The sequence below is a fragment of the Streptomyces sp. NPDC028298 genome (genome assembly GCF_055565895.1).
The window spans coordinates 1654718-1676265 of the sequence record NZ_JBVHTL010000001.1 but is presented as its reverse complement, the minus strand read 5'-3'; the positions used below and the strand labels follow the sequence as shown (position 1 = coordinate 1676265).

The 21548-nt window shown below is 74.3% G+C and carries 17 protein-coding genes; 11 read left to right on the top strand and 6 right to left on the bottom strand.

Annotated features, from left to right (window positions below; genetic code table 11):
• Window positions 1-48: 48 nt before the first annotated feature.
• A complete protein-coding gene (locus ACZ4TO_RS07300) occupies window positions 49-462 on the bottom strand; it encodes a DUF6114 domain-containing protein (RefSeq protein WP_382788611.1) in 414 nt (137 codons plus the stop codon).
• On the bottom strand, window positions 462-1133 hold the full coding sequence (locus ACZ4TO_RS07295; RefSeq protein ID WP_385040968.1) for a DUF6230 family protein: 672 nt from the start codon (window positions 1131-1133) through the stop codon (window positions 462-464). The genes ACZ4TO_RS07300 and ACZ4TO_RS07295 overlap by 1 nt, the downstream gene beginning before the upstream one ends.
• A 724-nt stretch (window positions 1134-1857) precedes the next feature.
• Here ACZ4TO_RS07295 and ACZ4TO_RS07290 point away from each other — a divergent pair.
• The gene (locus tag ACZ4TO_RS07290) at window positions 1858-2523 is read left to right on the top strand and encodes a Tat pathway signal sequence domain protein (RefSeq protein ID WP_355768290.1); all 666 of its coding nucleotides are present in this window, start codon (window positions 1858-1860) and stop codon (window positions 2521-2523) included.
• A gap of 18 nt (window positions 2524-2541) precedes the next feature.
• Here the strand turns inward: ACZ4TO_RS07290 and ACZ4TO_RS07285 are convergent, their stop codons facing one another.
• The gene (locus ACZ4TO_RS07285; RefSeq protein WP_468023661.1) at window positions 2542-3501 is read right to left on the bottom strand and encodes a lytic polysaccharide monooxygenase auxiliary activity family 9 protein; all 960 of its coding nucleotides are present in this window, start codon (window positions 3499-3501) and stop codon (window positions 2542-2544) included.
• Between the two features lie 394 nt (window positions 3502-3895).
• Here ACZ4TO_RS07285 and ACZ4TO_RS07280 point away from each other — a divergent pair, with 394 nt between their 5' ends.
• The 6 genes from ACZ4TO_RS07280 to ACZ4TO_RS07255 all read left to right on the top strand — a co-directional run bounded on the left by ACZ4TO_RS07280 (window position 3896) and on the right by ACZ4TO_RS07255 (window position 11457).
• Window positions 3896-5131, top strand: a complete 1236-nt coding sequence (locus ACZ4TO_RS07280) for a damage-control phosphatase ARMT1 family protein (protein WP_468023660.1) — start codon at window positions 3896-3898, stop codon at window positions 5129-5131.
• 245 nt (window positions 5132-5376) lie between these two features.
• The gene (gene cyc2, locus ACZ4TO_RS07275) at window positions 5377-7554 is read left to right on the top strand and encodes a germacradienol/geosmin synthase Cyc2 (RefSeq protein WP_468023659.1); all 2178 of its coding nucleotides are present in this window, start codon (window positions 5377-5379) and stop codon (window positions 7552-7554) included.
• 129 nt (window positions 7555-7683) lie between these two features.
• Entirely contained in the window at window positions 7684-8424 is a 741-nt protein-coding gene (locus ACZ4TO_RS07270) for a PDZ domain-containing protein (protein ID WP_468023658.1), read from the top strand.
• Window positions 8425-8557: 133 nt separating this feature from the next.
• Window positions 8558-9178, top strand: a complete 621-nt coding sequence (locus ACZ4TO_RS07265; RefSeq protein WP_382788599.1) for a LysE family translocator — start codon at window positions 8558-8560, stop codon at window positions 9176-9178.
• A gap of 98 nt (window positions 9179-9276) precedes the next feature.
• On the top strand, window positions 9277-10401 hold the full coding sequence (locus ACZ4TO_RS07260) for an aminopeptidase P family protein (protein WP_468023657.1): 1125 nt from the start codon (window positions 9277-9279) through the stop codon (window positions 10399-10401).
• A 93-nt stretch (window positions 10402-10494) separates the two neighbouring features.
• Complete coding sequence (locus tag ACZ4TO_RS07255; RefSeq protein WP_468023656.1) at window positions 10495-11457, top strand: aminoglycoside phosphotransferase family protein; 963 nt, start codon at window positions 10495-10497, stop codon at window positions 11455-11457.
• A gap of 36 nt (window positions 11458-11493) precedes the next feature.
• Here ACZ4TO_RS07255 and treZ read toward each other — a convergent pair whose 3' ends face one another.
• Entirely contained in the window at window positions 11494-13239 is a 1746-nt protein-coding gene (gene treZ / locus ACZ4TO_RS07250; protein WP_468023655.1) for a malto-oligosyltrehalose trehalohydrolase, read from the bottom strand.
• A 193-nt stretch (window positions 13240-13432) separates the two neighbouring features.
• On the opposite strand from treZ, the gene ACZ4TO_RS07245 reads away from it, so the two are divergent.
• From ACZ4TO_RS07245 to ACZ4TO_RS07235, 3 genes are all read left to right on the top strand, one after another.
• Window positions 13433-13999: an FHA domain-containing protein gene (locus tag ACZ4TO_RS07245; protein ID WP_382788591.1), complete on the top strand. Its 567-nt coding sequence runs from the start codon at window positions 13433-13435 to the stop codon at window positions 13997-13999.
• Between the two features lie 285 nt (window positions 14000-14284).
• The gene (locus ACZ4TO_RS07240) at window positions 14285-15610 is read left to right on the top strand and encodes a M14 family zinc carboxypeptidase (RefSeq protein WP_468023654.1); all 1326 of its coding nucleotides are present in this window, start codon (window positions 14285-14287) and stop codon (window positions 15608-15610) included.
• Window positions 15607-16026: a subtilase-type protease inhibitor gene (locus ACZ4TO_RS07235; protein ID WP_468023653.1), complete on the top strand. Its 420-nt coding sequence runs from the start codon at window positions 15607-15609 to the stop codon at window positions 16024-16026. The genes ACZ4TO_RS07240 and ACZ4TO_RS07235 overlap by 4 nt, the downstream gene beginning before the upstream one ends.
• A 1-nt stretch (window position 16027) precedes the next feature.
• On the opposite strand, the gene ACZ4TO_RS07230 is transcribed toward ACZ4TO_RS07235, so the two are convergent.
• The gene (locus ACZ4TO_RS07230) at window positions 16028-17278 is read right to left on the bottom strand and encodes a M14 family zinc carboxypeptidase (protein WP_382788585.1); all 1251 of its coding nucleotides are present in this window, start codon (window positions 17276-17278) and stop codon (window positions 16028-16030) included.
• Between the two features lie 374 nt (window positions 17279-17652).
• Between ACZ4TO_RS07230 and ACZ4TO_RS07225 the strand changes: the two genes are divergently transcribed.
• Window positions 17653-18978: a cytochrome P450 gene (locus tag ACZ4TO_RS07225; RefSeq protein ID WP_468023652.1), complete on the top strand. Its 1326-nt coding sequence runs from the start codon at window positions 17653-17655 to the stop codon at window positions 18976-18978.
• On the opposite strand, the gene treY is transcribed toward ACZ4TO_RS07225, so the two are convergent.
• Window positions 18938-21385, bottom strand: a complete 2448-nt coding sequence (gene treY / locus ACZ4TO_RS07220; RefSeq protein WP_468023651.1) for a malto-oligosyltrehalose synthase — start codon at window positions 21383-21385, stop codon at window positions 18938-18940. The two genes, ACZ4TO_RS07225 and treY, sit on opposite strands and share 41 nt — an antisense overlap.
• Window positions 21386-21548: the final 163 nt, after the last annotated feature.

The window sequence follows — 21548 nt, the reverse complement described above, 5'->3', positions numbered from 1 at the left end:
CGCACGGAGCAAGCCAGTGGGGGTTCGGATCCCGCCGCGGGGTCCGCCTCAGGCGTGTCCGCGGCGCAGCAGCCTTCTGCGCGGCTCCTGGTCGGGGAGCCAGCCGAAGGCGAGGCAGCTTCCGGCGACCCCGAGGAGCAGGCCGATGAAGAAGCCGCCGAGGTTGGAGGTGACCCAGGTGCCCAGCGAGAGCAGGACGCCCAGCAGCGAGTAGAACAGCCGCTGGGCCGGGTTGAAGAGGATCAGCAGGCCGCACAGCAGCATCACGGTGGGCAGCAGATAGCCCGCGAGGCCCTGCATGCCGATGTGCAGGACGACCTTCAGCGACGCCTTCTCGGTGAGCAGGATCTCCGCTCCCCCCAGGGTGAGCAGCAGCCCGCCCCAGAAGGGGCGGTGCGCGCGCCACCGGCGGAAGGTCTCCCTGAGGTCCCGGGAGTCGTCCGTCCGTGCTTCGGTGCTCATCAGCAGCCTTGGTCGCTGAAGCGGAGCTTGAGGCCCGGCAGCTTGAACACCCCGGCCGTCGTCGCGTAGTTGGTCTGGCGCAGGTTGGCGATGCGCACGGTGTCGGCCTGCTGGCTGAACACGCCCTTGGGGCCCTGGACCCCGGCCTTGGTGAGCGTGCTGGCGTCGTTGCCGATCTCGATGTTGTTGAAGGAGGCGTTGCCGGACAGCTCCGTGGAGTCGGTGGTCAGGTCGGTCGCCTGGACCTTGTCCGAACCGCTGCCGGCCGTGATGAGCAGGTTGGTGCCCCCGAGGTCGACGCTCTGGCACAGGTGGTCGAGGGTCGCGTTCTTGATCGCCGAGGTGACGATGAGGACCTGGCCGCCCGTGTCGCCGGCGTTCGGGCTGTCCTCCGCCATGTTGTCGAGGCCGCCGAACTGCTCGAAGCCGGTGCCGTTCAGCTCGGTCGCGGTGACCGTGAACGGCATGCCGGAGATGGCGAACTGGACACCGAGGGCACCCTCCGCCGTGGCGATCATCAGCCCCGCGGCGACCGCGGTGGCCGGTATCGCCATCACGGCGGCGCGGCGCAGCCGGACCCGCCCGCGGCGGCCCTGTCCGGCGGCTGAACCGCTTTCCGGGGTCTCGGGCGTGGAACCGTTGGACGCCGTGGCGTCCGGGGACGAGGCCATGTCTGCTCCCTGGGCACGTTCGATGCGGGTGTCGATGCGGGTGGGGCTCCAGTGGCGCGTTGTCCTGGCGCGGACAGCAGCCGCCGCGTACGCCTCCTCGCGCCTCCCGGCGGTTGCAAGGGCTTTCTCGTTACGCGGCGGTAGCCGTCGAGGAAGTTACCGGGGGTTACATCCATGGGTCAAGGCGCGTGTGGGAAAACCGTGCCCGTTGTGCCGCACCTGTGAACGCCCGCCGTCCGGAGAGCCGCTCTGACCTCCAACTTCCGTACGCAGCCTTGACGTTGACCCTCCATCAGGTCTACAACTTCCCCTGTTTCCCCGGATCCGTGGCGCCGGATCCGTCGGCCGACGCGCCCGTCACCTCCCGGACCCCGCTCTGCGGGGCGGTCATGGCGTGTTCCGGAGCAGCCCTGGCGTGTACGCCGACACGGCGTGCCCCCCGGCCGCTCCCCGTCCCGTGGCACCGGCGCGGTCACCTTCCCCCCGAGGGCCGTACCGGCCGCCCGGCTGTCGCCGTCGGCCCGTGGCGTACGGAGAAGGCGTCACGGACCGGCGGCGGTCTCTCCTCGCACCACTCCCGCGGGCGGGCCCGGTGTCCCGGCCCGCCGTCGCGCGCGGCCCGTACCACCCGCACCTTCGCGCCGGCTTCTCGACCCGCACCCCGCACCCCCGCGCCCCGGCGCGGTCAGGCACCCACACCCCCATCGGAGAAGAGGCACCCCCCATGCGTACTCGATCCCTGCTCGCCCTCGCCGGCGCCGTCGCGGCCCTCTCGGCGTCCGCGGTCGTCCCCGCCTCCGCGGACGACATCGCGGTGCTCACCACCGGCAGCGCCGGCGGAACCCCCGTCGCCGTCGGTGACGTCCTCACCGCCTCGCTGGCGAGCGGCACCAACGCCACGCTCTACTCCAGCGCGACCGGTACGAGCGGCGTCTCCTGTTCCGCGTCGACCTTCACCGCCACCGCCGCCGACAACCCGGCGTCCCCCGGCACGGCCACCGAGACCCTCACCGGCCACACCTTCGGCGCCAGTTCGTGCAGCAGCAACGTCGTCGGCGTCCTCGGCGTCACCAGCATCACGGTCGACAACCTGCCCTACAGCACCGCGGTGGGCTCCGACGGAAGCGTCACGGTCACCCCGGCCGCCGGCTCCACCATCCAGACCACGGTCAAGCTGCGCTCGCTGCTGGGCACGCTGACCTGCGTCTACCGGGCGGCGAGCCTCACCGGCACGACGGACAACTCCGACAACAGTCTCAGCTTCACCGGACAGCAGTTCACCAAGTTCTCCGGCTCGTCGCTCTGCTTCGCCAACGGCTACTTCACCGCGAAGTACGCCCCCGTGACCGACACCAGCCAGGCGGGAAGCCCGGCGGTGTACGTCAACTGATCCCCACGGGAGCCGGGTTCACTGCCGGCGTCGCAGCACCACCGCGACGCCGGCAGTGAGCAGCAGTGCCGCCCCGGCGCCCCCGGCGACCAGGGGGAGCGCGGGTCCGCCGCCCGAGGTGCGCTCGGCGGCGGGTGTCAGATCGGCGGTGCCCGTCTGCACGGCCGCCGAACTGGCCACGGGGGAGGGCGAGTCGGCGGCGGGTGACGAGGCCTTCGGGCTGGGCGCCGTAGTCGCCGAACGGGTCGCCGAGGGGGACTTCTTGGCGCTCGTGCCGGTCGAACCGCTGCCGGTGGTCCCCGAAGTCCCGGTGCTCCCGGCCGGCTTCGACGCCTCGCTCCCGCCGGAGAACACCACGTCCGAGCACGAGTAGTAGGTGTCCGTCGTGCTGGAGTTCTGCCAGATCGTGAACAGCATCTGCCGGCCGGTGCGGTCCGACGGCAGCGTCGCCCTGATCCGGTAGGCGCCGCCGACCAGCGCGGGATCGGTGACCGTGGCGAACGGCTTCTCCGGCAGGTCCGACCACGTCAGCGGCCTCGTCGGGCTGTAGCCCTGCTTGGTCAGGTAGAGCTTGAAGGTCCCCGTGTGCGCGATCGTCGAGCTGTACTTCATGTTCAGGGACGCGCCGGGCGTCAGACGCGTCGCCGGGAAGTCGGCGCGGGCCAGGTCGAGACCCTTGTAGGCGGGCAGGCCGCCGCTGCACAGCTTTCCGTCCGGGATCACCGAGCGGTCCCGGCCGTTCACACCGCCCACCCGCAGGTTGTCCCACGCCGTGAACGGCGCGCCGCCGTTCGCCGCGATCGCCGCCCGGCAGGCCGCCGTGCCCTGGCTGCCGCCCTCGGGCGAGCACGCGTACACCCGGCTGACCGGGGACGTCGGCGCGCCGTGCGCCGACGCGGTCCCGGCCGCCCACGTCGTGAGCAGCAGCGGAGCCGCCAGGGCGACAGCGGCCGCGGTGGCGGTGCGGTAGGCGGTCATCCGGCGGGTCTCCTCGATGCGTGGGCGAAGCGGTGTGCCGCCGTGCGTGGCCGGGACGCACTCCTCGCACGGGGCACAGGGGGATACGGCCGTGAGGCGCCGTCCGTTCAGATCCGCAATCCGCGCGTATCGGGACCACCGCGCCGCGGCGGGCACGGACGAGGGCCGGGCACCGCCTGGATCGAGGGTTTTCCCGCTATCCCTCCGCTCCGCGCCCTGCCTATGGTTCAGCGCGACCGCCGAGGGCCGCCGCACCTCGGACCAAGGACACGACCGCGCGGCACCCGCAACGGTCAACAGCTCGAAGTCGACCGCTGGGCTCTACGGGGGGAGGGGTCGCCCGGCGCGCATCGCGTCGGACGGCCCCTTCTGCGCAGCCGCTACGGTGAGCCGCATGCACGATCCCGCCGCCCCCGGTCCTGCCCCCGCCCCCGGTCCTTCCCCTGCCCCTTCCCCCTTCGCCCCCGGTCCCGACGACGCCCCGGTGGTGGTGAGTTCGGTGCGCGGCTCGTTCCCCTGGAGCGTGCTGGCCGAGCGGCATCCGGCGCTCATCCGCAAGGTGACGGACGCCTTCCCGTACGGCCCCGAGCAGCGCCACGCGCTCGACGCGCTGCTCGAGAACTGCGCCGACGGCGTCGTCGAACCGCTCCCGGAGACGGCGGCCGACCGTGGCCGCTGGGATGCCTGGGGCGGCCGCGAGTACTACGGCCGGTCCTGGTTCGACCTGCCTTTCCTGTGGTCCGAGAGCTACTTCTACCGGCAGCTCCTCGAAGCCGTCGGCTACTTCGTACCGGGCCCCTGGCAGGGCATCGACCCGTTCCGACCCTTCAAGCTCGCCGAACTGGACACCCCCGAGGCCGACGAGGAACTCGCCGCGCTGGACGAGCTCGCGCGGCGACCGTCCGGGGAACAGGAGGAGGCGCTGCTGCACGGCTCCCTGTGGGGCAACCGCGCCGACCTCGGATTCAGCCTCGCCGGCACCGCGGGCGGACCGGCGGCCACGTCCCAGCTCGTGGCGAACGACGCGGACGTGCTGCGGTCCCTGTTCGACGGCGGTGCCCTCTGTCTCGTCGCGGACAACGCGGGCCGGGAACTCATTCCCGACCTCCTCCTCGTCGACCACCTCCTGCGGCACGGCCGGATCGCACGGGCCGCCCTGCACGTGAAGCCGTACCCGTACTACGTGTCCGACGCCACGACGGCCGACGTGCTGGACGCCCTGCGCCGGCTGACCGCCGCGAAGGGAGCGGCCGGCGAGGCCGGGAACCGTCTCTGGGCGGCCCTGTCCGAGGGCCGGCTCACCGTCCGGACCCACCCCTTCGCCTGCGGCCCGCTGCCCTACGCCGATCTGCCCGACGACCTGCGGCGGGAGTTCGCCGCCGCCGACGTGACCCTGCTGAAGGGCGACCTGAACTACCGTCGGCTCATTGGCGACCGGCTGTACCCCGCCACCACCCCGTTCGCCGCCGCCACGGCTTGCTTCCCCGGTGCGGTGGCCGCGTTGCGGACCCTCAAGTCCGATGTCGTCGTCGGGCTCACCCCCGCCGTCGAGGCGGCCCTCGACGCCGCCGAGGACCACCGCTGGCGCACCGGCGGAACCCACGCCCTGATCCAGGCCAGACGCCGCTGACCATCCGGGGGCCGGGATCGCGGGGACGCCGGGTCACGAGGGAGGGACGCCGGGCCGCGTCGGCGGGACGCCCGGCCGCGGAGGGCGGATGCCGGGCGGGCCGTACAGAAGAGGCGCTCGGCCGCGCCGGCGGCGTCGAGTGGGCGCAAGGCCCGTCACGGGCGGCTTTCGGCTCGGTTCACGCGATGGTGTGATCATGTCCTGGCCTGCGGATGTGCCCGCGGAGGCCTGGGTAGGGCCCGGCCATGACGCAGCCGTTCCAACTCCCGCACTTCTACATGCCGTACACCGCCCGGCTGAACCCGCACCTGGACGAGGCGCGGGCGCACTCGACCGCGTGGGCCCGCGACATGGGCATGCTCGAAGGCTCCGGAATCTGGGAGCAGTCCGACCTCGACGCCCACGACTACGGCCTGCTGTGCGCCTACACCCACCCCGACTGCGACGGACCGGCCCTCTCGCTCATCACCGACTGGTACGTGTGGGTGTTCTTCTTCGACGACCACTTCCTGGAGACCTTCAAACGCACCCAGGACCGCGCCGGCGGCCGGGCCTACCTGGACCGCCTGCCCCTCTTCATGCCCCTCGACCTGTCCACCCCCGTGCCCGAACCGGAGAATCCCGTCGAGGCGGGACTGGCCGACCTGTGGGCCCGCACGGTGCCCGCGATGTCCACGGCCTGGCGCCGGCGCTTCGCCGTGTCCACCGAGCACCTGCTCAACGAGTCGATGTGGGAGCTGTCCAACATCGACGAGGGGCGGATCGCCAACCCCGTCGAGTACATCGAGATGCGCCGCAAGGTGGGCGGGGCCCCCTGGTCGGCGGGACTCGTGGAGTACGCGACGTCCGAAGTGCCCGCGTCCGTCGCGGAGTCGAGGCCCCTGCGCGTCCTGATGGAGACGTTCTCCGACGGAGTCCACCTGCGCAACGACCTCTTCTCCTACCAGCGCGAGGTCGAGGAGGAGGGCGAGCTCAGCAACGGCGTCCTCGTCCTGGAGACGTTCTTCGGCTGCACGACACAGGAGGCCGCCGAGACCGTCAACGACGTACTCACCTCACGCCTCCACCAGTTCGAGCACACGGCGCTCACCGAGGTGCCCGCCCTGGTCGCCGAGAAGGGGCTCACCCCGGCGGAGATCGGCGCCGTCGCCGCGTACACGCAGGGACTCCAGGACTGGCAGTCCGGCGGACACGAATGGCACATGCGCTCCAGCCGCTACATGAACGAGGGCGCCGTCGAGGAGGCGCGGCCCTTCGGCACGAGCGGGTTCGGGACGTCCGCGGCGGACGTCGGCGCGCTGCTCTCCGCGGCCGGGGCGGAGCGGCTGCGCGCGTACACCCACGTCCCGTTCCAGAAGGTCGGACCCTCCCGGCTCCCCGACTTCCTCATGCCGTTCGAGGTCACCCTCAGCCCGCACCTCGCGGGCGCCCGCGACCGCCTCGGCACCTGGATGCACGCGACGGGCATGCTCCAGGAGGGCGTCTGGGACGAGGACAAACTCATCGCCTACGACCTCCCGCTGTGCGCCGCGGGCATCCATCCCGACGCGACACCCGAGGCCCTCGACCTCAGCTCGCAGTGGCTGGCCTGGGGCACCTACGGCGACGACTACTACCCCCTGTACTACGGCAACCGCCGCGACCTCGCCGCCGCCAGGCTGACCACCGCGCGGCTGTCCGCCTGCATGCCCGTCGACGGCGAGGAGACACCCGTCCCGGTCAACGGCATGGAGCGCGGACTGATCGACCTGTGGCGGCGCACCACCGAGGAGATGACGCCGGAGGCCAGGACCACCCTGCGCGCGACGGTGGACGTGATGACGGAGAGCTGGCTGTGGGAGCTGTCCAACCAGACGCAGAACCGCATGCCCGACCCCGTCGACTATCTGGAGATGCGCCGGGCGACGTTCGGCTCGGAGCTCACCATGAGCCTGTGCCGCCTCGGGCACGGCCGCACGGTCCCGCCGGAGGTCTACCGCAGCGGTCCCGTCCGGTCGCTGGAGAACGCGGCCATGGACTACGCGATGCTCCTGAACGACGTCTTCTCGTACCAGAAGGAGATCGAGTACGAGGGAGAGATCCACAACGGCATCCTCGTCGTGCAGAACTTCTTCGGCTGCGACTACCCGACCGCGCTCGGCGTCGTCCATGACCTGATGACCCGGCGCATGGAGCAGTTCCAGCACGTCGCCGCTCACGAACTGCCCGTCCTGTACGACGACTTCAAGCTCTCGGAGGAAGCGCGCGGGATCATGCGGGGCTATGTGACGGAGCTGGAGAACTGGCTGGCCGGAATCCTCAAGTGGCACCAGGACTGCCGGCGCTACGGCGCGGCGGACCTGGCCCGCCGGGCCCACGGCTTCGTACCGGACCGGGCGCCCGCACCGCCCCTGCTCCGGCGGGCGCAGCCCGTTCCCCTCTGACGGGACGGCAATCCACTCGTCCGGGGAACGGCCGGGTCAGTCTCACTCGTTCGGGGATCGTCGCACGCCGGGGCGCGGGGTAGGGCAAGAGCCGAAGGCGGTCCTCGGAACATCTGCCGGAGGCGACTCATGGAACAGACCGCGTTGCGCCCCAAGCCGATGCCCGGCCGGGATCCGGGCGGCCGCGCCCGTCCGGCCGGCGGGGCCGGGCGCCCGCGCGTGGCGCGGCGGCGCGGGAGGCGGCTGGTCACCGTCCTCGCCGGGGTGTCCGCCGGGGTGGTCCTCGTCCTGTCCGGCGTGGGGCTCGGAGCGGTGGGCGCGACCGTGATCGGCGTGGGCAGGGCGGCGGACCTCCAGCGGCAGACCGGTGCGGCCGGGCAGCCGCGGCAGGCCTCCGCCACCGAGACGCCGGGACAGGAAGCGTCCGGGGCGCGGGAACCGGGCGCGTCCGGGGGGCCGGCACCGGCCGCTTCCGGAGCGCGGGAACCCGGCGCGTCCCAGGGGCCTCGGGCCGGCGCTTCCGGGGCGCCGGGGGCCGGCGGCTCCACGGCGGGGTCCGGTGACGGCGGTCCGCTCCGGCCGGGGGAGTCCGGGCGGCAGTTCGTACGGGGGACCCTCGGCGTCGAGGCGGTCGACGCACCCGGCGGCGGCGCGCTCGTCGTGGGCGTGCACCTGCCCGGTCCCGGCTACACCGCGGGCCTGGTCCGCGGCGACGTCGTGCTCGGCGTCGACGGGACCGGGATCACCTCGGCCGCCGACCTCGCCCGCGCGGTGGCGGACGCGACGCCGGGCCGGGAGGTCACCCTGCGCGTGCGCCACGCGGGCGGCGGCCGCGCGTACCTTTCCGCCGTCCCCGGCACCGCGACCTGAGGCCCCGGCCCGAGCCACCGCGCGGGGCACGGCGAACCTTCCCCGCGGGCGCGAGCAGCGGGCACAGCGCCCCTCCCCGAAGTACAGGGGAAAATTCCTGGTCACCGGACCCGCGGCCCGTCATCATGGCCGCATGCTGAGCACCCTCCTCGCCTTCCTCGGCGCCTGCACCCTCATCGCGGCCTCGCCCGGACCCAGCACCGTCCTGATCATCAAACGGTCACTGGGCAGCCGGCGCTCCGGCTTCATGACCGTGCTCGGCAACGAGACCGGCGTCTTCCTGTGGGGAGCCGTCGCCGCGTTCGGCCTCACCGCCCTGCTCGCCGCCTCCGAGATGGCGTACGGCGTCATGCGGGTCGTCGGCGCCGTCGTGCTCGTCGGCTTCGGCGTCCAGACGCTGTGGCAGGCACGCCGCTCCAAGGGCGCCGCCGACGGCGGCTGGGAAGGAGCGGAGAGGAGCGCCTGGGCGTCCTACCGGGGCGGCCTGCTGCTCAACCTCGCCAACCCGAAGGCGGCCGTCTTCGCGATGTCCTTCCTTCCCCAGTTCGTGCCCGAGGGCGCCCCGCACCTGCCCGCCATGCTCGGACTCGCCGCGCTGTGGGCGGTCTACGAGGTGGGGTACTACGGCGTCTACGTGTGGTTCGTCGGCCGGATGCGGACCGTGCTGTCCCGGACGGGCGTGCGCAGGCGCCTGGAGCAGGTCTCCGGAGGCGTCCTGCTGCTCCTGGGGGCCCGCCTCGCCCTGGAGGGCTGACCCCCCGGGGCGGGCGAGAACCGGCTCGCGCGCACCCCGTCGGAGGGGCAGGATGCTGCCGTAGCCCCCTGGGGAACTCCGCACACACGGAGGCATGGATGACCGCCGCCACACCCGCGCCCTTCACCGCCGCCGACTACGAGGCCCGCATGCGGCGCGCCGCCGAGGCCGCGGCAGCCGCCGGGCTCGACGGCGTCCTGGTCGCGCCGGGGCCCGACCTGGTGTGGCTGACCGGGTACCGCCCGGTGGAGACCGAGCGGCTCACCCTGCTGGTGCTGCGCGCGGGTGCGGAGCCCGCCCTCGTCGTGCCCACGCTGGAGGCGCCCGACGCGGCCAAGTCGGCCGGCGCGCCCGCGATGACCCTGCACGACTGGACCGACGGCCAGGACCCCTACGGAGCGGCCGCGCCCCTCCTCGACAGCGCCGGCCGTTTCGGCGTCAGCGACAACGGCTGGGCCCTGCACCTGCTCGGCCTCCAGAAGCGGCTCCCCGACACCCGCTACGCGGCCCTGACCGAGGTCCTGCCGATGCTCAGGGCGGTCAAGGACGCGGCCGAGCTGGAGCGGCTGGCGTCCGCCGGAGCCGCGGCCGACGAGGCGTTCGAGGAGATCCGCAAGGTCCGCTTCGCCGACCGCAGGGAGACCGAGGTGTCGAACGACCTCGCCGACCTGCTGCGCCGGTTCGGGCACTCCCAGGTGGACTTCACCATCGTCGCCTCGGGCCCCAACGGCGCCAACCCGCACCACGAGGCCGACGAGCGCGTGATCGAGGCCGGCGACATGGTGGTCCTGGACTTCGGCGGCCTCAAGGACGGCTACGGCTCCGACACCTCCCGCACGGTCCACGTCGGCGAACCGGACGACGAGGAGCGCAAGGTCCACGACATCGTCCGCGAGGCCCAGGAGGCCGGGTTCCGCGCCGTGCGGCCCGGAGCCGCCTGCCAGGACGTCGACCGCGCCGCGCGCGCCGTCATCGAGGCCGCCGGATACGGCGAGTACTTCATCCACCGCACCGGGCACGGCATCGGCGTCACCACCCACGAACCGCCCTACATGGTCGAGGGCGAGGAACAGCCCCTGGTCCCCGGCATGTGCTTCTCCGTGGAGCCGGGCATCTACCTGCCGGGCCGCTTCGGGGTCCGTATCGAGGACATCGTCACGGTGACCGAGGACGGCGGACGCCGGCTCAACAACACCTCCCGCGAGATGGTGATCGTCGACTGACGTGCCCCCACCGACCGAGCGGCCGGGCCGCCGCACCCGTACCCTCGACCCCACCCGCAGCCTCCACCGCTCCCGGACGACAAGGGCGCGACCATGAACCGGACACCGGCACCCGCACCGACCCCCGCTCCGGAACCCACCCCGGACGCGGTCCGTCGGCTGGTCCGCGGCCTGCTCTCCGACGACGCCGCGCCGGGCCCGGGACCGGACGTACGGCCCGTGCGCGAACACGGCGGACGCTTCACCTGGTGGGTGGGCCGACGCCATGTGCTGCGGCTCGCCCCGGACCGCGAGGCCTCCCTGCGGCAACGGCGTGAGCTGCGGCTGCGCGACCTGGTCCGCCCCCTCGTCGGGGGCGCCGTGCCCATGAGCGTCGCGCAGGGCGAGTGGGCGAGCGGACTGAGCTTCACCCTCGACACCAAGGTGCCCGGCGTCTCCGGCGAGGAGCAGGCCGTCTCGGCTCTCGGGGAGGCGGACCTGGCCGACCTGCTGACCGGGCTGCGCGAGGTCCCCGTACCGCAGGCCGAGACACTGGGGGTGCCGCGGACCCCGCCGCGCTCCCTGGAGGCACTGCGGGCCGCCGCCGTACGGGCCGCGGGACGGCTGCCCGCCGAGGAGTTCGACCCCGCCCGCTTCGACCAGCTCGCCGCGCCGGCCGCCGTCCAGCTCGGCGCGCAGCCCGGCGCCGCCGTCCTCGTGCACCACGGCCTGCTGGGCGAGCACCTCGTGGTCAGCCCCGACGGCCGGGTGCGGGGCGTCCTCGACTGGACCGGCGCGGTGACCGGGGATCCGGCCGAGGACATCGCGGGGCTGGCCCTGGCGGTCGGCGCCCCCGCGGCCGTACGCGCCGCCACCCTCGCCGGGTACGGCGCGCGCCCCTGCCTGCGCGGCCTGTGGCTCGCCCGCTGCGACACCGTCATCCGGCTCGCCGACCGCCTCCAGGATCGCGACGTGGGACAACTGCCGCTCCTGGAGGCCCGGTTGGCGCGCGCCTGGGAGTCGATCCTGCTGGAGCGGGTCACCGACCTGAGGGACGCGCCGGACGAGGCTCCCTGAGCCGTGTCCGACGCGGGCGTCCCGCGCCGGGCGTCCTCACGCCTGGGTCAGCACCACGCACGACTCGCCCGGCACGCTCAGCACCCCGTCCGTGCCCGGCGCCTCCACCGGGTCCCAGGCCGCGAGGACCCGCGCGCGGCGGATACCGAGGGGGATCGCCGCCGGGTCCTTGCCGAGGTTCACGGCGACGCGCACGTCCCCGCGCCGGACGGCGATCCAGCGGGCGGCCGGATCGTGCGCGACCCTGACCGCCGCGAGATCGGGGTCCGACAGGTCGGCCTGGCTCCGGCGCAGGGCGATCAGCTCGCGGTACCAGGCCAGCAGGCGCGCGTGCGGGGCCTGTCCGGGCTCCGACCAGTCGAGGCACGAGCGGTCCCGGGTCGCGGGGTCCTGCGGGTCCGGCACGTCCTCCTCGGCCCAGCCGTGCGCCGCGAACTCCCGCCGCCTGCCCCGCCGTACGGCGTCCGCGAGCTCGGGATCGGTGTGGTCGGTGAAGAACTGCCAGGGAGTCGTGGCGCCCCACTCCTCGCCCATGAAGAGCATCGGCGTGAACGCCGCGGTGAGGGTCAGCGCGGCGGCGCAGGCCAGCAGTCCGGGGGAGAGGGACGCCGACAGCCGGTCCCCCTGCGCGCGGTTGCCGATCTGGTCGTGGGTCTGGGTGTAGCCCAGCAGCCGCTGCGCCGAGACCCGCGCCCGGTCCAGCGGACGGCCGTGGTGCCGCCCGCGGAAGCTGGAATAGGTGCCGTTGTGGAAGTAGCCCGACGTCAGCGTCTTGCACAGGGCGGCGAGCGGGGGGTTCGCGAAGTCCGCGTAGTAGCCCTGCGCCTCGCCGGTCAGCGTGGTGTGCAGCGCGTGGTGGAAGTCGTCGTTCCACTGGGCGTGCAGCCCGAGGCCGCCCTCCTCGCGGGACGTGATGAGCCGCGGGTCGTTGAGATCCGACTCGGCGATCAGGAACAGCGGCCGGCCCAGGTCGCCGGCGAGCGCGTCCACGGCCGCCGACAGCTCCTCCAGGAAGTGCACCGCCCGGGTGTCCCGCAGCGCGTGCACCGCGTCGAGACGCAGCCCGTCGAGGCGGTAGTCGTGCAGCCAGGCCAGCGCGCTGCCCAGGAGATACGAGCGCACCTCGTCCGAGCCGGGCGCGTCCAGGTTCACCGCGGAACCCCACGGGGTCTGGTGGGTGTCCGTGAAGTAGGGCCCGAACGCGGGCAGATGGTTGCCGGACGGGCCGAGATGGTTGTGCACGACGTCGAGGACCACGCCCAGGTCCAGTTCGTGCGCCCGGTCGACGAACCGCTTCAGCGCCTCGGGACCGCCGTACGGCTCGTGCACGGCCCACAGGGAGACCCCCTCGTACCCCCAGCCGTGCCGGCCGGGGAACGGGCACAGCGGCATCAACTCGACGTGCGTGACGCCCAGTTCGACCAGGTGTTCCAGCCGCTCCGCCGCCGCGTCCAGGGTGCCCTCGGGGGTGTACGTCCCCACGTGCAGTTCGTAGAGGACCGCGCCCGGCAGCGCCCGGCCGGGCCAGTCGGCCCGCCAGGCGTACCCGCCCTGGTCGACCACCGCGCTCAGTCCGTCCGGTCCGTCCGGCTGGCGGCGCGAGCGGGGGTCGGGCAGGACGGGACCGTCGTCCACGGCGAACCCGTACCGGGTTCCCTCCGCCGCCTCCGCCTCGCCCGACCACCATCCGGAACGGCCGGGATCACGGTCCAACGCGCGCGTGACACCGGCGCAATGGAGCGTCATCCGCTCGGCCCGTGGTGCCCACACCTCGAATCGCATGGACGCTTCCCCCTTGTCGGCTCGCAGTGACCCAGCCCGTCCATGGTGCTCCACGGGAGATCAATTCGCTTTCGGATCCACCCTTTTGCCGCGTGTTCGTCGCCCTTTGGTCGCGCGAACGGCCGCACCCGGCCCCACCAGCCGTTTCCGGGTCTTCTGGACACCCTGTCGTTACTGGCCGACAATCACGAACGTGACGTCGTCCTTCGAGTTCCATCCGTACCCCGCGCGGCTGTCCGACGCGGAGCGCGACCGGGCGCTCAAGTCCCTCCGTGACGGCGTCGCGCTCGGCCGTCTCTCGCACGACACGTTCGTCCGCCGCATGGAGCTGGTCCTGTCCGCCCGCCGGTCCGAGGAACTCGCCGTGCTCACCGCCGACCTGCCCGCCGGCGACGAGCCCGCCGGGCGGCGCTGGTCGAAGGTGGTGTTCGGCACCGTGGAGGCCGTCTCCGGCTTCACGGTCCGGCTGCGCCGGGCCTGGCAGGCCGAGCGGCTGCCGAAGCTGCAATTGCCCGACCCGGGCGACGCCTACCCGCTGCGGATCGGCCGGGACCCGGCCAGCGGGCTGCGCCTCAACCACGAGACGGTGTCCCGGGTGCACGCCGAACTGCGCCGCCAGGACGGTGTGTGGGTGCTGCGCGACCTCGGGTCGACCAACGGCACGACCGTCAACGGGCGGCGCGTCATCGGCGCGTCCGTCGTGAAGGACGGCGACCAGATCGGCTTCGGCCGCATGCTGTTCCGCCTCACCTCGGCCTGAACCCGGGCACCGCGGCCCGGCCCGAGCTCCGGCGCCTGCCCCGGCCCGAGCTCCGGCGCCTGCCCCGGCCTGAACCCGGGGCCCGCGCCCCGGCCCGACCGGGGTGCCGCGTGGGGCGCCCGGCGGAGTCCCGCGCGCCCGGCGTCCACAACATCCTTTCGCCGCAGCGGTGTTGACGTACCCCTCGACTCGTGACTGACTGTGTGTACTTCATGTACATCTGGTGAAACGACGGCACCGTACGAGTGGAGGTGTGCCCTGCCGCCACTCCGCCGCTATCCGACCGTGGACGAACTCGGCGTCCGCGCCGCCGCGCTCGTCGCCCGGCGCCCCGGCGAGGCCCGGCTGCGCCAGGTGGGCACCTCCCGGGCGGGCACCCCGATGCTGCTCCTGTCCGTCGGACGCGGCAGCCGCCAGGTCCTCGTGGTCGCCGGACCGCACGCCAACGAACCCGTCGGCGGCGCGACCGCCCTCCGGCTGGCCGAACGGGCCCTCGCCGACCCCCGCCTCACCGAGGGCGCGGACGCCACCTGGAACCTGCTGCTCTGTCTCGACCCCGACGGCTCCCGGCGCAACGAGGCCTGGCTCCAGGGCCCTTACACGCTCGGCCACTACTTCCGGAACTTCTTCCGGCCCGGCTTCCTCGAACAGCCCGAATGGCTGCCCGACGGCGCCGGGCGCGCCGCCCTGCCCGAGACCCGTGTCCTGCTCGCCCTCCAGGACGAGCTGAGGCCGTTCCTCCAGTGCTCCCTGCACGGCGTCGACGTCGGCGGCGCCTTCGTCGAACTCACCCGCGACCTGCCGGGACTGGCCCAGCGGGTCGCGCACAGCGCGGCCCGCCTCGGTATCCCGCGCGAACTCGGCCCCTACGACACCCTGTACTGGCCCGCGCTGGGCCCGGCCGTCTACCGCGTCCCGCCGCCGCGCGGGGGAGACCTCGCCGCGGCCATCACGGAGGCCGCGGTCGACTCCACCTGGTTCCACCCCCAGCCGCACGGCACGGTCACCGCGATCGTCGAGGCACCCATGTGGGGCGTCGGCGCCGTCGAGGACCCGACGTGCCCCGCCGATCCCGACGCCGTGCTGCGCTCCGTCAGCCGCACCCTGCGGCACGACACCAAGGTCCTGGAGGACATCCTGGCCCGGGTGCGGCCCGGCGTCGGCGGCTCGCCCGACGCGCCCCGCCTGCTGGCGCCCGTCGACGACTATTTACTGGTCGGCCCCGGACTCGCCGACTCCTGGGACCCCGACGTACGCGACGCCGGGGGACGCGCGCTGCCCTCCCTCGACACGGCCCGGCTGACCGCCCTGCGCCTCGCCGGACGGCGGGTCGCGCTGCGCACGGCCGGGCTGCTGCACCAGTTGGTCACCGCCTCCGGGCGGGACCCGGGCGGGGCGCTGCCCGAGCTCGACCGTCTGATCGACGCGTGGTGTGCCGACTACCGCGACGGCTGCGGAGCGCGCTGGATCCCGGTGGCGCGTCAGGTCGAGTACCAGGCGCGTGTCGTGCTCGCCGCGTTCGACCTCGCGGGGCGTCCCCGCGGCACGCGTTCCCGTTCGGGTGATTCCGGCTGGACCGCGCGGGCCACCGTGCCGATGCACCGGGAATGACGACAACCCTTCGAGCGATCCGCGCCGCCGTGCTGCTCCCGCTCGCGCTCCTCCTGGCGGGCGCGGCTCCCGCGGCCCACGCGACCCCCGGACACGGCCTGCCGGGCAACTGGCTCCGCCTGGCCGTCACCCGCGGCGACGCCCGCTCCAGCGACACCCGTGGCGTCCTGCTGCTCTGCGACCCGCCCCAGGGCCACGCCCACGCCGCCCGCGCCTGCCGGCAACTCGCCGCGGCCGGGGGCGACATCGACCGCATCCCGGGCCGGTCCGGCGTCAGGTGCCCGATGCTGTACGCGCCGGTGACGGCGTCGGCGCACGGCGTCTGGGAGGGCCGCCGGGTCGACTACCGGCACGCGTTCTCCAACTCTTGCGCGCTGGGGGCGCGGACGGGCGCGGTGTTCGACCTGTCGGCCTGAGTCAGGCGGCGCCCTCGCGCGCGTGGCGGGCGGCCGCCATCACCGTACGGGCCTGGTGCTCGACCTGGTTCTCCAGCGGCACCCAGCGCGCGCGGAAACGCCGGGCGAAGGCGTCGCTCCAGTCGGCGACCAGCTCTTCCAGGCGGGGTGCCTCGCGGTCCTCGGCCTCCTGGAGGACGCGCAGCAGCATCGACGCGGCCCGCAGCGGGATCCGCCGGCCGAAGGCGTCCACACTGCCCACGTACGCCATGGTCGTGTCCGCGGGGAGCGGCTGCGACCAGTCCGCGGCGAGTCCGGGCACCAGTTCCAGCGCCCACTTCGAGGCCCGCAGCAGAGGCCCGTCGGGTCCCCGCAGCCGCGGCCGGGCCCGTCCGAGCACCGCCTCCACCTGCTCCGCGTCCGTCACCAGCCGGTGGGCCAGGCGCCGCATCGCCGCCGCGGGCGCGGGGTGCGGCGCCGGGTCGTCCACGAGGTCGCTGGCCCACATCGGCACCTCCACGACGGCCGTCAGACCGCCGTACCGGTGGGCGTGGTACCAGGTGCTGTGCCGGGCGTCGTCCGGCATGCTCGGGTACGCCGTGTCCGAGCCGGGCGCCGGCATCACATGCACCCCGGGCCCGGAGGCGGGCCAGCCCGCGGCGTCCGAGGCGGCCGTCTCCACCGGGATGCGCAGCTCCGCGGCCGACTTGGCGAACGGCTCCGCGAGACCTGGGATGTCCTTGGTCAACTGCACCCAGCTACCGCCCAGATCGGTGCCGTGCAGCGTCACCTGGAGGTAGGGCCGCACCTCGTCGATCACCCCGGTCAGCGTCCGCGTCTCCGGCGGCAGCCGGTCGGGCGGCAGGACGGAGGGCGACCACTCCGGCTGCTCGGGTCCGGCCGGACGGAAGAACCCCAGGTGGTACTCGAGGAGGGTCCGCGGCGCGGGGGTGACGTGGAGACTCGCCCCGTCCGGGTCCGCGCAGAGCAGGAAGTGCCAGGAGGTGTCCCGGCGCAACTCCCGCCGTAACAGCACACGTTCGGCCAGTGACAGCAGCGTCGAGCCGCCCGTGGGTTCGTTGGCGTGGGCCCCCGCGACGACGAGCACCGTGCGCCGGGCATGGCCGACGGACAGCAGGTGGAGGGGTCTGCCCGCGCGGGAGGTGCCCACTTGCCTGAGGACGCAGAGATCGGGCCGGTGGGCCGCCAGCGCGCGGGCGGACGACACGATTTCGGTCACACTGGGGTAGCGCAACTCCGGCAGATGACTCACCCCCGACTTGTCCGCCCTGCGTCGCTTTTGGCAGTACTCCACGGTCTCGGAGAACTGTCAAGCAGGCGTCGGCGCGGCCCGGAGGGAGCCCGGGTGGCATTTTCCGCTGGCAACGGGCAGCGGAAGGTGCGCGGGCCCGCCCGTTGCCGGCGGACCGCGTCCCGCAGGCCTGCGGAGAACGGGGGCGCGCGCCGCGAGAGAGGGCGCCCCGGAGGGGACGACCGGCGTACGCGCGCACCCCCGGCGGACAAGCCGTTTCTACGTACACGATTCACTCGTCCGGGTGTACGGGAACTGCGGTGCGGGGCGGGCGGTGGTCCACTCGGAACAACCGCGCGCGGGTCCGGCGCGCAGACCCGAGGTGGTGGCCCGCGGTGCTGTGTCCACACGGCCTTCCCGGCGAAGGCGCCCCGACGGCGACCCCCACGGGCCCACCGGCCCGGGCGCGCGCGTCGCTGGTCCCGTCCGCTCCCGTCCCCTCCCCTCCCGTCCCGGCCCGCCCCTCCGCCCCGTCCCGTCCCGCGGTCCGGCCCCGCCCCGCGGTCCCGTTCCGCCCCTCGCCGGACGGGCCCTGCGGGCCGTACACCCCGCCGAGCGGGCCGTCCGCGCGCGCGGACGCCCCCGCGAGCCTGCTCGACCCGGGGACCGAGCGTGACCCCCACCCGCTCCACCGCACCCTGCGCCGGGACTTCCCCCTGGTCCTCGACGAACCGTTCGGCGCCTGGCTGATCAGCCGCCACGCCGACGTCCGCGCCGCGCTCGCGGACCCCCGGCTCGCCCCGCCGTCACCCGGACCCGGGCCGGACCACGGGGAGGACGGCACGCACGCCGCGCACCGGGCCGCCGTCTCCGCGGCGCTGGCGGAAGGGATGCCGGCCGGACTAAGGGCGGGCGTCGAGCGCACCGCCCACGTCCTGGCCAGCCGCCTGGCGGGCCGTCAGGAAGCCGACCTCGTGTCCGAGTTCTGCCAGTGGCTGCCCGTCGCCGCCGCCGTCACCGCGCTCGGACTGCCGTACGAGGACACCGCGCGCGTACACGCCTGGTGCCGCACGGGCCTCGACCACCTCGGCCACCGTCCCGGACTCGACGCCTACCTGCGCCCCCACCTGGCCCGCCGTCGTACCCACCCCGGCGACGATCTGCTCTCCGCGCTGTGCGCGGCCCGGCCCGGCGGACGACCGCTGCCCGACGAGGCCGTGACCGCTGTCGCCGGGACCGTGCTGGGCGCGGCCGGCGGCACGACCGCGCGCGCCCTCGCCTCGTTCCTCGCCAACCTGCTCGACCACCCGGGCCTGCTCGACCTGATCCGCGCCCGCCCCGGACTGACGGGCGCCGCCTGGGCCGAGTCGCTGCGCCGCGACCCCCCGGTGCAGATCGTGCCGCGCCGGGCGCTCGAACCGATCGGCCCGATACCCGAGGGCGCCACCGTGGCGTGTCTGCTCGGCGCCGCGGGCCGCGACCCGGCACGGTTCGCCGACCCGGACCGCTACGACCTCTTCCGCGCCGACCCGGGCGCCCTCCCGTACGGCGCGGGACCGCACCACTGCCTCGGCGAGGCGCTGGCCCGGCTGACGGCGGAGGCCGGGCTGCTCGCCCTGCTGGACGTGCTGCCGGGCCCGCGCCGGGCCCCCGGGCCCCGGCCGCGCCCCGAGGGCCTGGTCAGCCGCTCTCCCCGGACCCTCCCGGTGTGTCCGCGCTGACGCGCTCCAGCAGGACGACGGGGGACCGCTCGAAGAGGTCCGCCACGCGCGCGTGCCCCGTGAACTCCCGCTCCCCGGTGCCGGAGGGGAGCACGTCGGCCCACCGTCCTTCGGGGAGCGCGAGAACGGTGTCCCGCCAGCCGCCGGCCTCGGCGAGCCCCAGCGACAGCCGGGTGACGGCCGCGATCACCTCTCCGGAGCGCGCGAACGCCACACAGTGCTCCGCCGCCGGCCCCTCGGCATGCAGTGGCGCGTACGTCGCCGCCTCTCCGAAGAGGTCGGGCCGCCGGGCGCGCAGCCGCAGCGCGGCGGCCGTGAGCGCGGGCTTCTCCGCGGACGGGTCGCGCGGCGCGAACGGCTCCCGGTTGTCCGGGTCCACGAGGGCCAGATACTCGTCCTCGGTGCCCTGGTACACGTCCGGCACCCCGGGCATCGTCAGATGGACCAGGGCGGCCCCCAGGACGTTCGCCCGCACGTGCGGGGCCAGCGAGGCGCGCAGGGCGGCCACGTGCCGTCCAGGGGGCCCGCACGGCCCGTCCGTGACGAACGCCGTCACCGCGTCCTCGTACGCGGGGTCCCGCTCGGTCCAGGCGGTGCGCGTCCCGGCCTCCCTGATGTGCTTCAGCAGGGCGTCCCGGACCCGCTCGGTGTGGGCCCCCGCCCCGTCCTCGCCGGCGGCCGGGCCGAGCCCGAACACCGTCTGCCACGCCGCCCACGCCACCTGCGGGTCGGGGCTCCCGGGTACTTCGTCCGCCACCTGCGCGAGGACCTCGGACCAGGCCTCCGGGCACTGGGTGAGGACGGCGACGGCGGCGCGGACGTCCGCGCTGCGCTTGGTGTCGTGGGTCGACAGGACGGTCCCGGTGGCGGGCCAGTCGCGCTGCACGCGCGCGCAGTAGGCGTGGAAGTCGTCCGGGGACACCGCGGGGCGGCCCGGGTCGCCGCCCACCTCGTTCGCCGACAGCAGCGGCACATAGCGGTAGAACGCCGTGTCCTCCACCGACTTGGCCCGCAGCGCCGACGAGGTCTGCGCGAACCGGGCCCGGAAGGCGGCCTCACCGGGTCCGTCGCCGTCGCCGAGCAGCAGATCCCGTACGACGTCCACGGCGTGTGCCTCCTCGGGCACCCGGAACGCCGACCTGGCCTCGGCGGCGGCCCCCTCGGTGATCACCCGGGAGGCGTCCGTGGACGGGTAGGGCCGGTACACCTCCAGGCGGACCAGGAGCTCCCGCAGCGCGGCGCCCAGGGCCCAGGGGGCGTGGTCGCGGGCGGCGGGGTCGGGGGACGCGGCGCACAGCGCGCTCACCTCGCGGGTGAGGCGTTCGACCTCCGTGGCCAGTTCGTACGTGATCACCTTGTACGCCGCCCGGCGCACCGTGCTCTCCCAGTGGCCGCCCCGGTCGGCCTGCGGGCCGGCGAAGCGCCGGTAGCGGCCGAGGAGACGGCTCGCGCCGGCCTCGTCGGTGAAGAGGCCGTCGACGTGCCGCAGGGCGTCGTAGCCGGTGGTGCCCGCCACGGGCCAGGCGGGCGGGAGCGGTTCGCCGTCCGCGAGGATCTTCTCGACGACCGTCCAGCGGCCGCGGGTCGCCTCGTGCAGCCGGCGCAGATAGGCGTCCGGGTCCGCCAGCCCGTCCGGGTGGTCGACGCGCAGACCGTCGATCACCCCGTCGGCGACGAGCTCCAGGATCTTCGCGTGGGTCGCCGCGAACACCTCGGGGTCCTCGACGCGCACCCCGATGAGCTCCGAGATGCTGAAGAAGCGGCGGTAGTTGAGCTCGGTGCGGGCCAGCCGCCACCACGCGGGGCGGTACCACTGGGCGTCCAGCAGCCGGGGCATCGGCAGTTTCGCGGTGCCCTCGCGCAGCGGGAACACGTGGTCGTAGTAGCGCAGTATGTCGCCGTCGACCTTGAGCTCGCCGATCTCGGCGCCGAGGCGGTCCCCGAGCACCGGCAGCAGCAGCCGGCCGTCCTGGGCGTCCCAGTCGATGTCGAACCAGCGGGCGTACGGCGAATCGGGGCCCTCGCGCAGGACCTCCCACAGGGCGTGGTTGTGGCGCGGCGCCATCGCCATGTGGTTCGGGACGATGTCCACGACGAGCCCGAGACCGTGCTCCCGCGCGGTGCGGGCCAGGGAACGCAGCCCCTCCTCGCCGCCGAGTTCGTCCCGTACGCGCGTGTGGTCCACCACGTCGTAGCCGTGCGTCGAACCGGGGACGGCCTCCAGGACGGGGGACAGGTGCAGGTGGGAGACGCCGAGCGAGGCCAGATAGGGCACGGCCGCCTCGGCGCGGCGGAAGGGGAACTGCGGCTGGAGCTGGAGCCGGTAGGTGGCGGTCGGCACGTAGGGGACGACCGGGCCGGGGACGACCGAGTGCGCGATCGCCGGTTCGGGGCGCTCAGGTGTCATGCGTGTCTACGTACCCGTCCGGCCGGACTTCTGTCACCGGCGCCTCCAGAAGGGCACGCACGGCCCCCCTAGGAGGCCCACGCGCGCGCTGCCAAGGGAGCCGTGCACGCGCGCGGGTCTCGTGGGAGAGCCCACGCGCGCGTGTCCGCCGGAGAAGCGGTCC

What these genes read in the sequence shown, in the direction of transcription:
- ACZ4TO_RS07300 (WP_382788611.1), bottom strand. Translation starts at nt 462, where the DNA reads ATGAGCACCGAAGCACGGACGGACGACTCCCGGGACCTCAGGGAGACC.
- ACZ4TO_RS07295 (WP_385040968.1), bottom strand. Translation starts at nt 1,133, where the DNA reads ATGGCCTCGTCCCCGGACGCCACGGCGTCCAACGGTTCCACGCCCGAG.
- ACZ4TO_RS07290 (WP_355768290.1), top strand. Translation starts at nt 1,858, where the DNA reads ATGCGTACTCGATCCCTGCTCGCCCTCGCCGGCGCCGTCGCGGCCCTC.
- ACZ4TO_RS07285 (WP_468023661.1), bottom strand. Translation starts at nt 3,501, where the DNA reads ATGACCGCCTACCGCACCGCCACCGCGGCCGCTGTCGCCCTGGCGGCT.
- ACZ4TO_RS07280 (WP_468023660.1), top strand. Translation starts at nt 3,896, where the DNA reads ATGCACGATCCCGCCGCCCCCGGTCCTGCCCCCGCCCCCGGTCCTTCC.
- cyc2 (WP_468023659.1), top strand. Translation starts at nt 5,377, where the DNA reads ATGACGCAGCCGTTCCAACTCCCGCACTTCTACATGCCGTACACCGCC.
- ACZ4TO_RS07270 (WP_468023658.1), top strand. Translation starts at nt 7,684, where the DNA reads ATGGAACAGACCGCGTTGCGCCCCAAGCCGATGCCCGGCCGGGATCCG.
- ACZ4TO_RS07265 (WP_382788599.1), top strand. Translation starts at nt 8,558, where the DNA reads ATGCTGAGCACCCTCCTCGCCTTCCTCGGCGCCTGCACCCTCATCGCG.
- ACZ4TO_RS07260 (WP_468023657.1), top strand. Translation starts at nt 9,277, where the DNA reads ATGACCGCCGCCACACCCGCGCCCTTCACCGCCGCCGACTACGAGGCC.
- ACZ4TO_RS07255 (WP_468023656.1), top strand. Translation starts at nt 10,495, where the DNA reads ATGAACCGGACACCGGCACCCGCACCGACCCCCGCTCCGGAACCCACC.
- treZ (WP_468023655.1), bottom strand. Translation starts at nt 13,239, where the DNA reads ATGCGATTCGAGGTGTGGGCACCACGGGCCGAGCGGATGACGCTCCAT.
- ACZ4TO_RS07235 (WP_468023653.1), top strand. Translation starts at nt 15,607, where the DNA reads ATGACGACAACCCTTCGAGCGATCCGCGCCGCCGTGCTGCTCCCGCTC.
- treY (WP_468023651.1), bottom strand. Translation starts at nt 21,385, where the DNA reads ATGACACCTGAGCGCCCCGAACCGGCGATCGCGCACTCGGTCGTCCCC.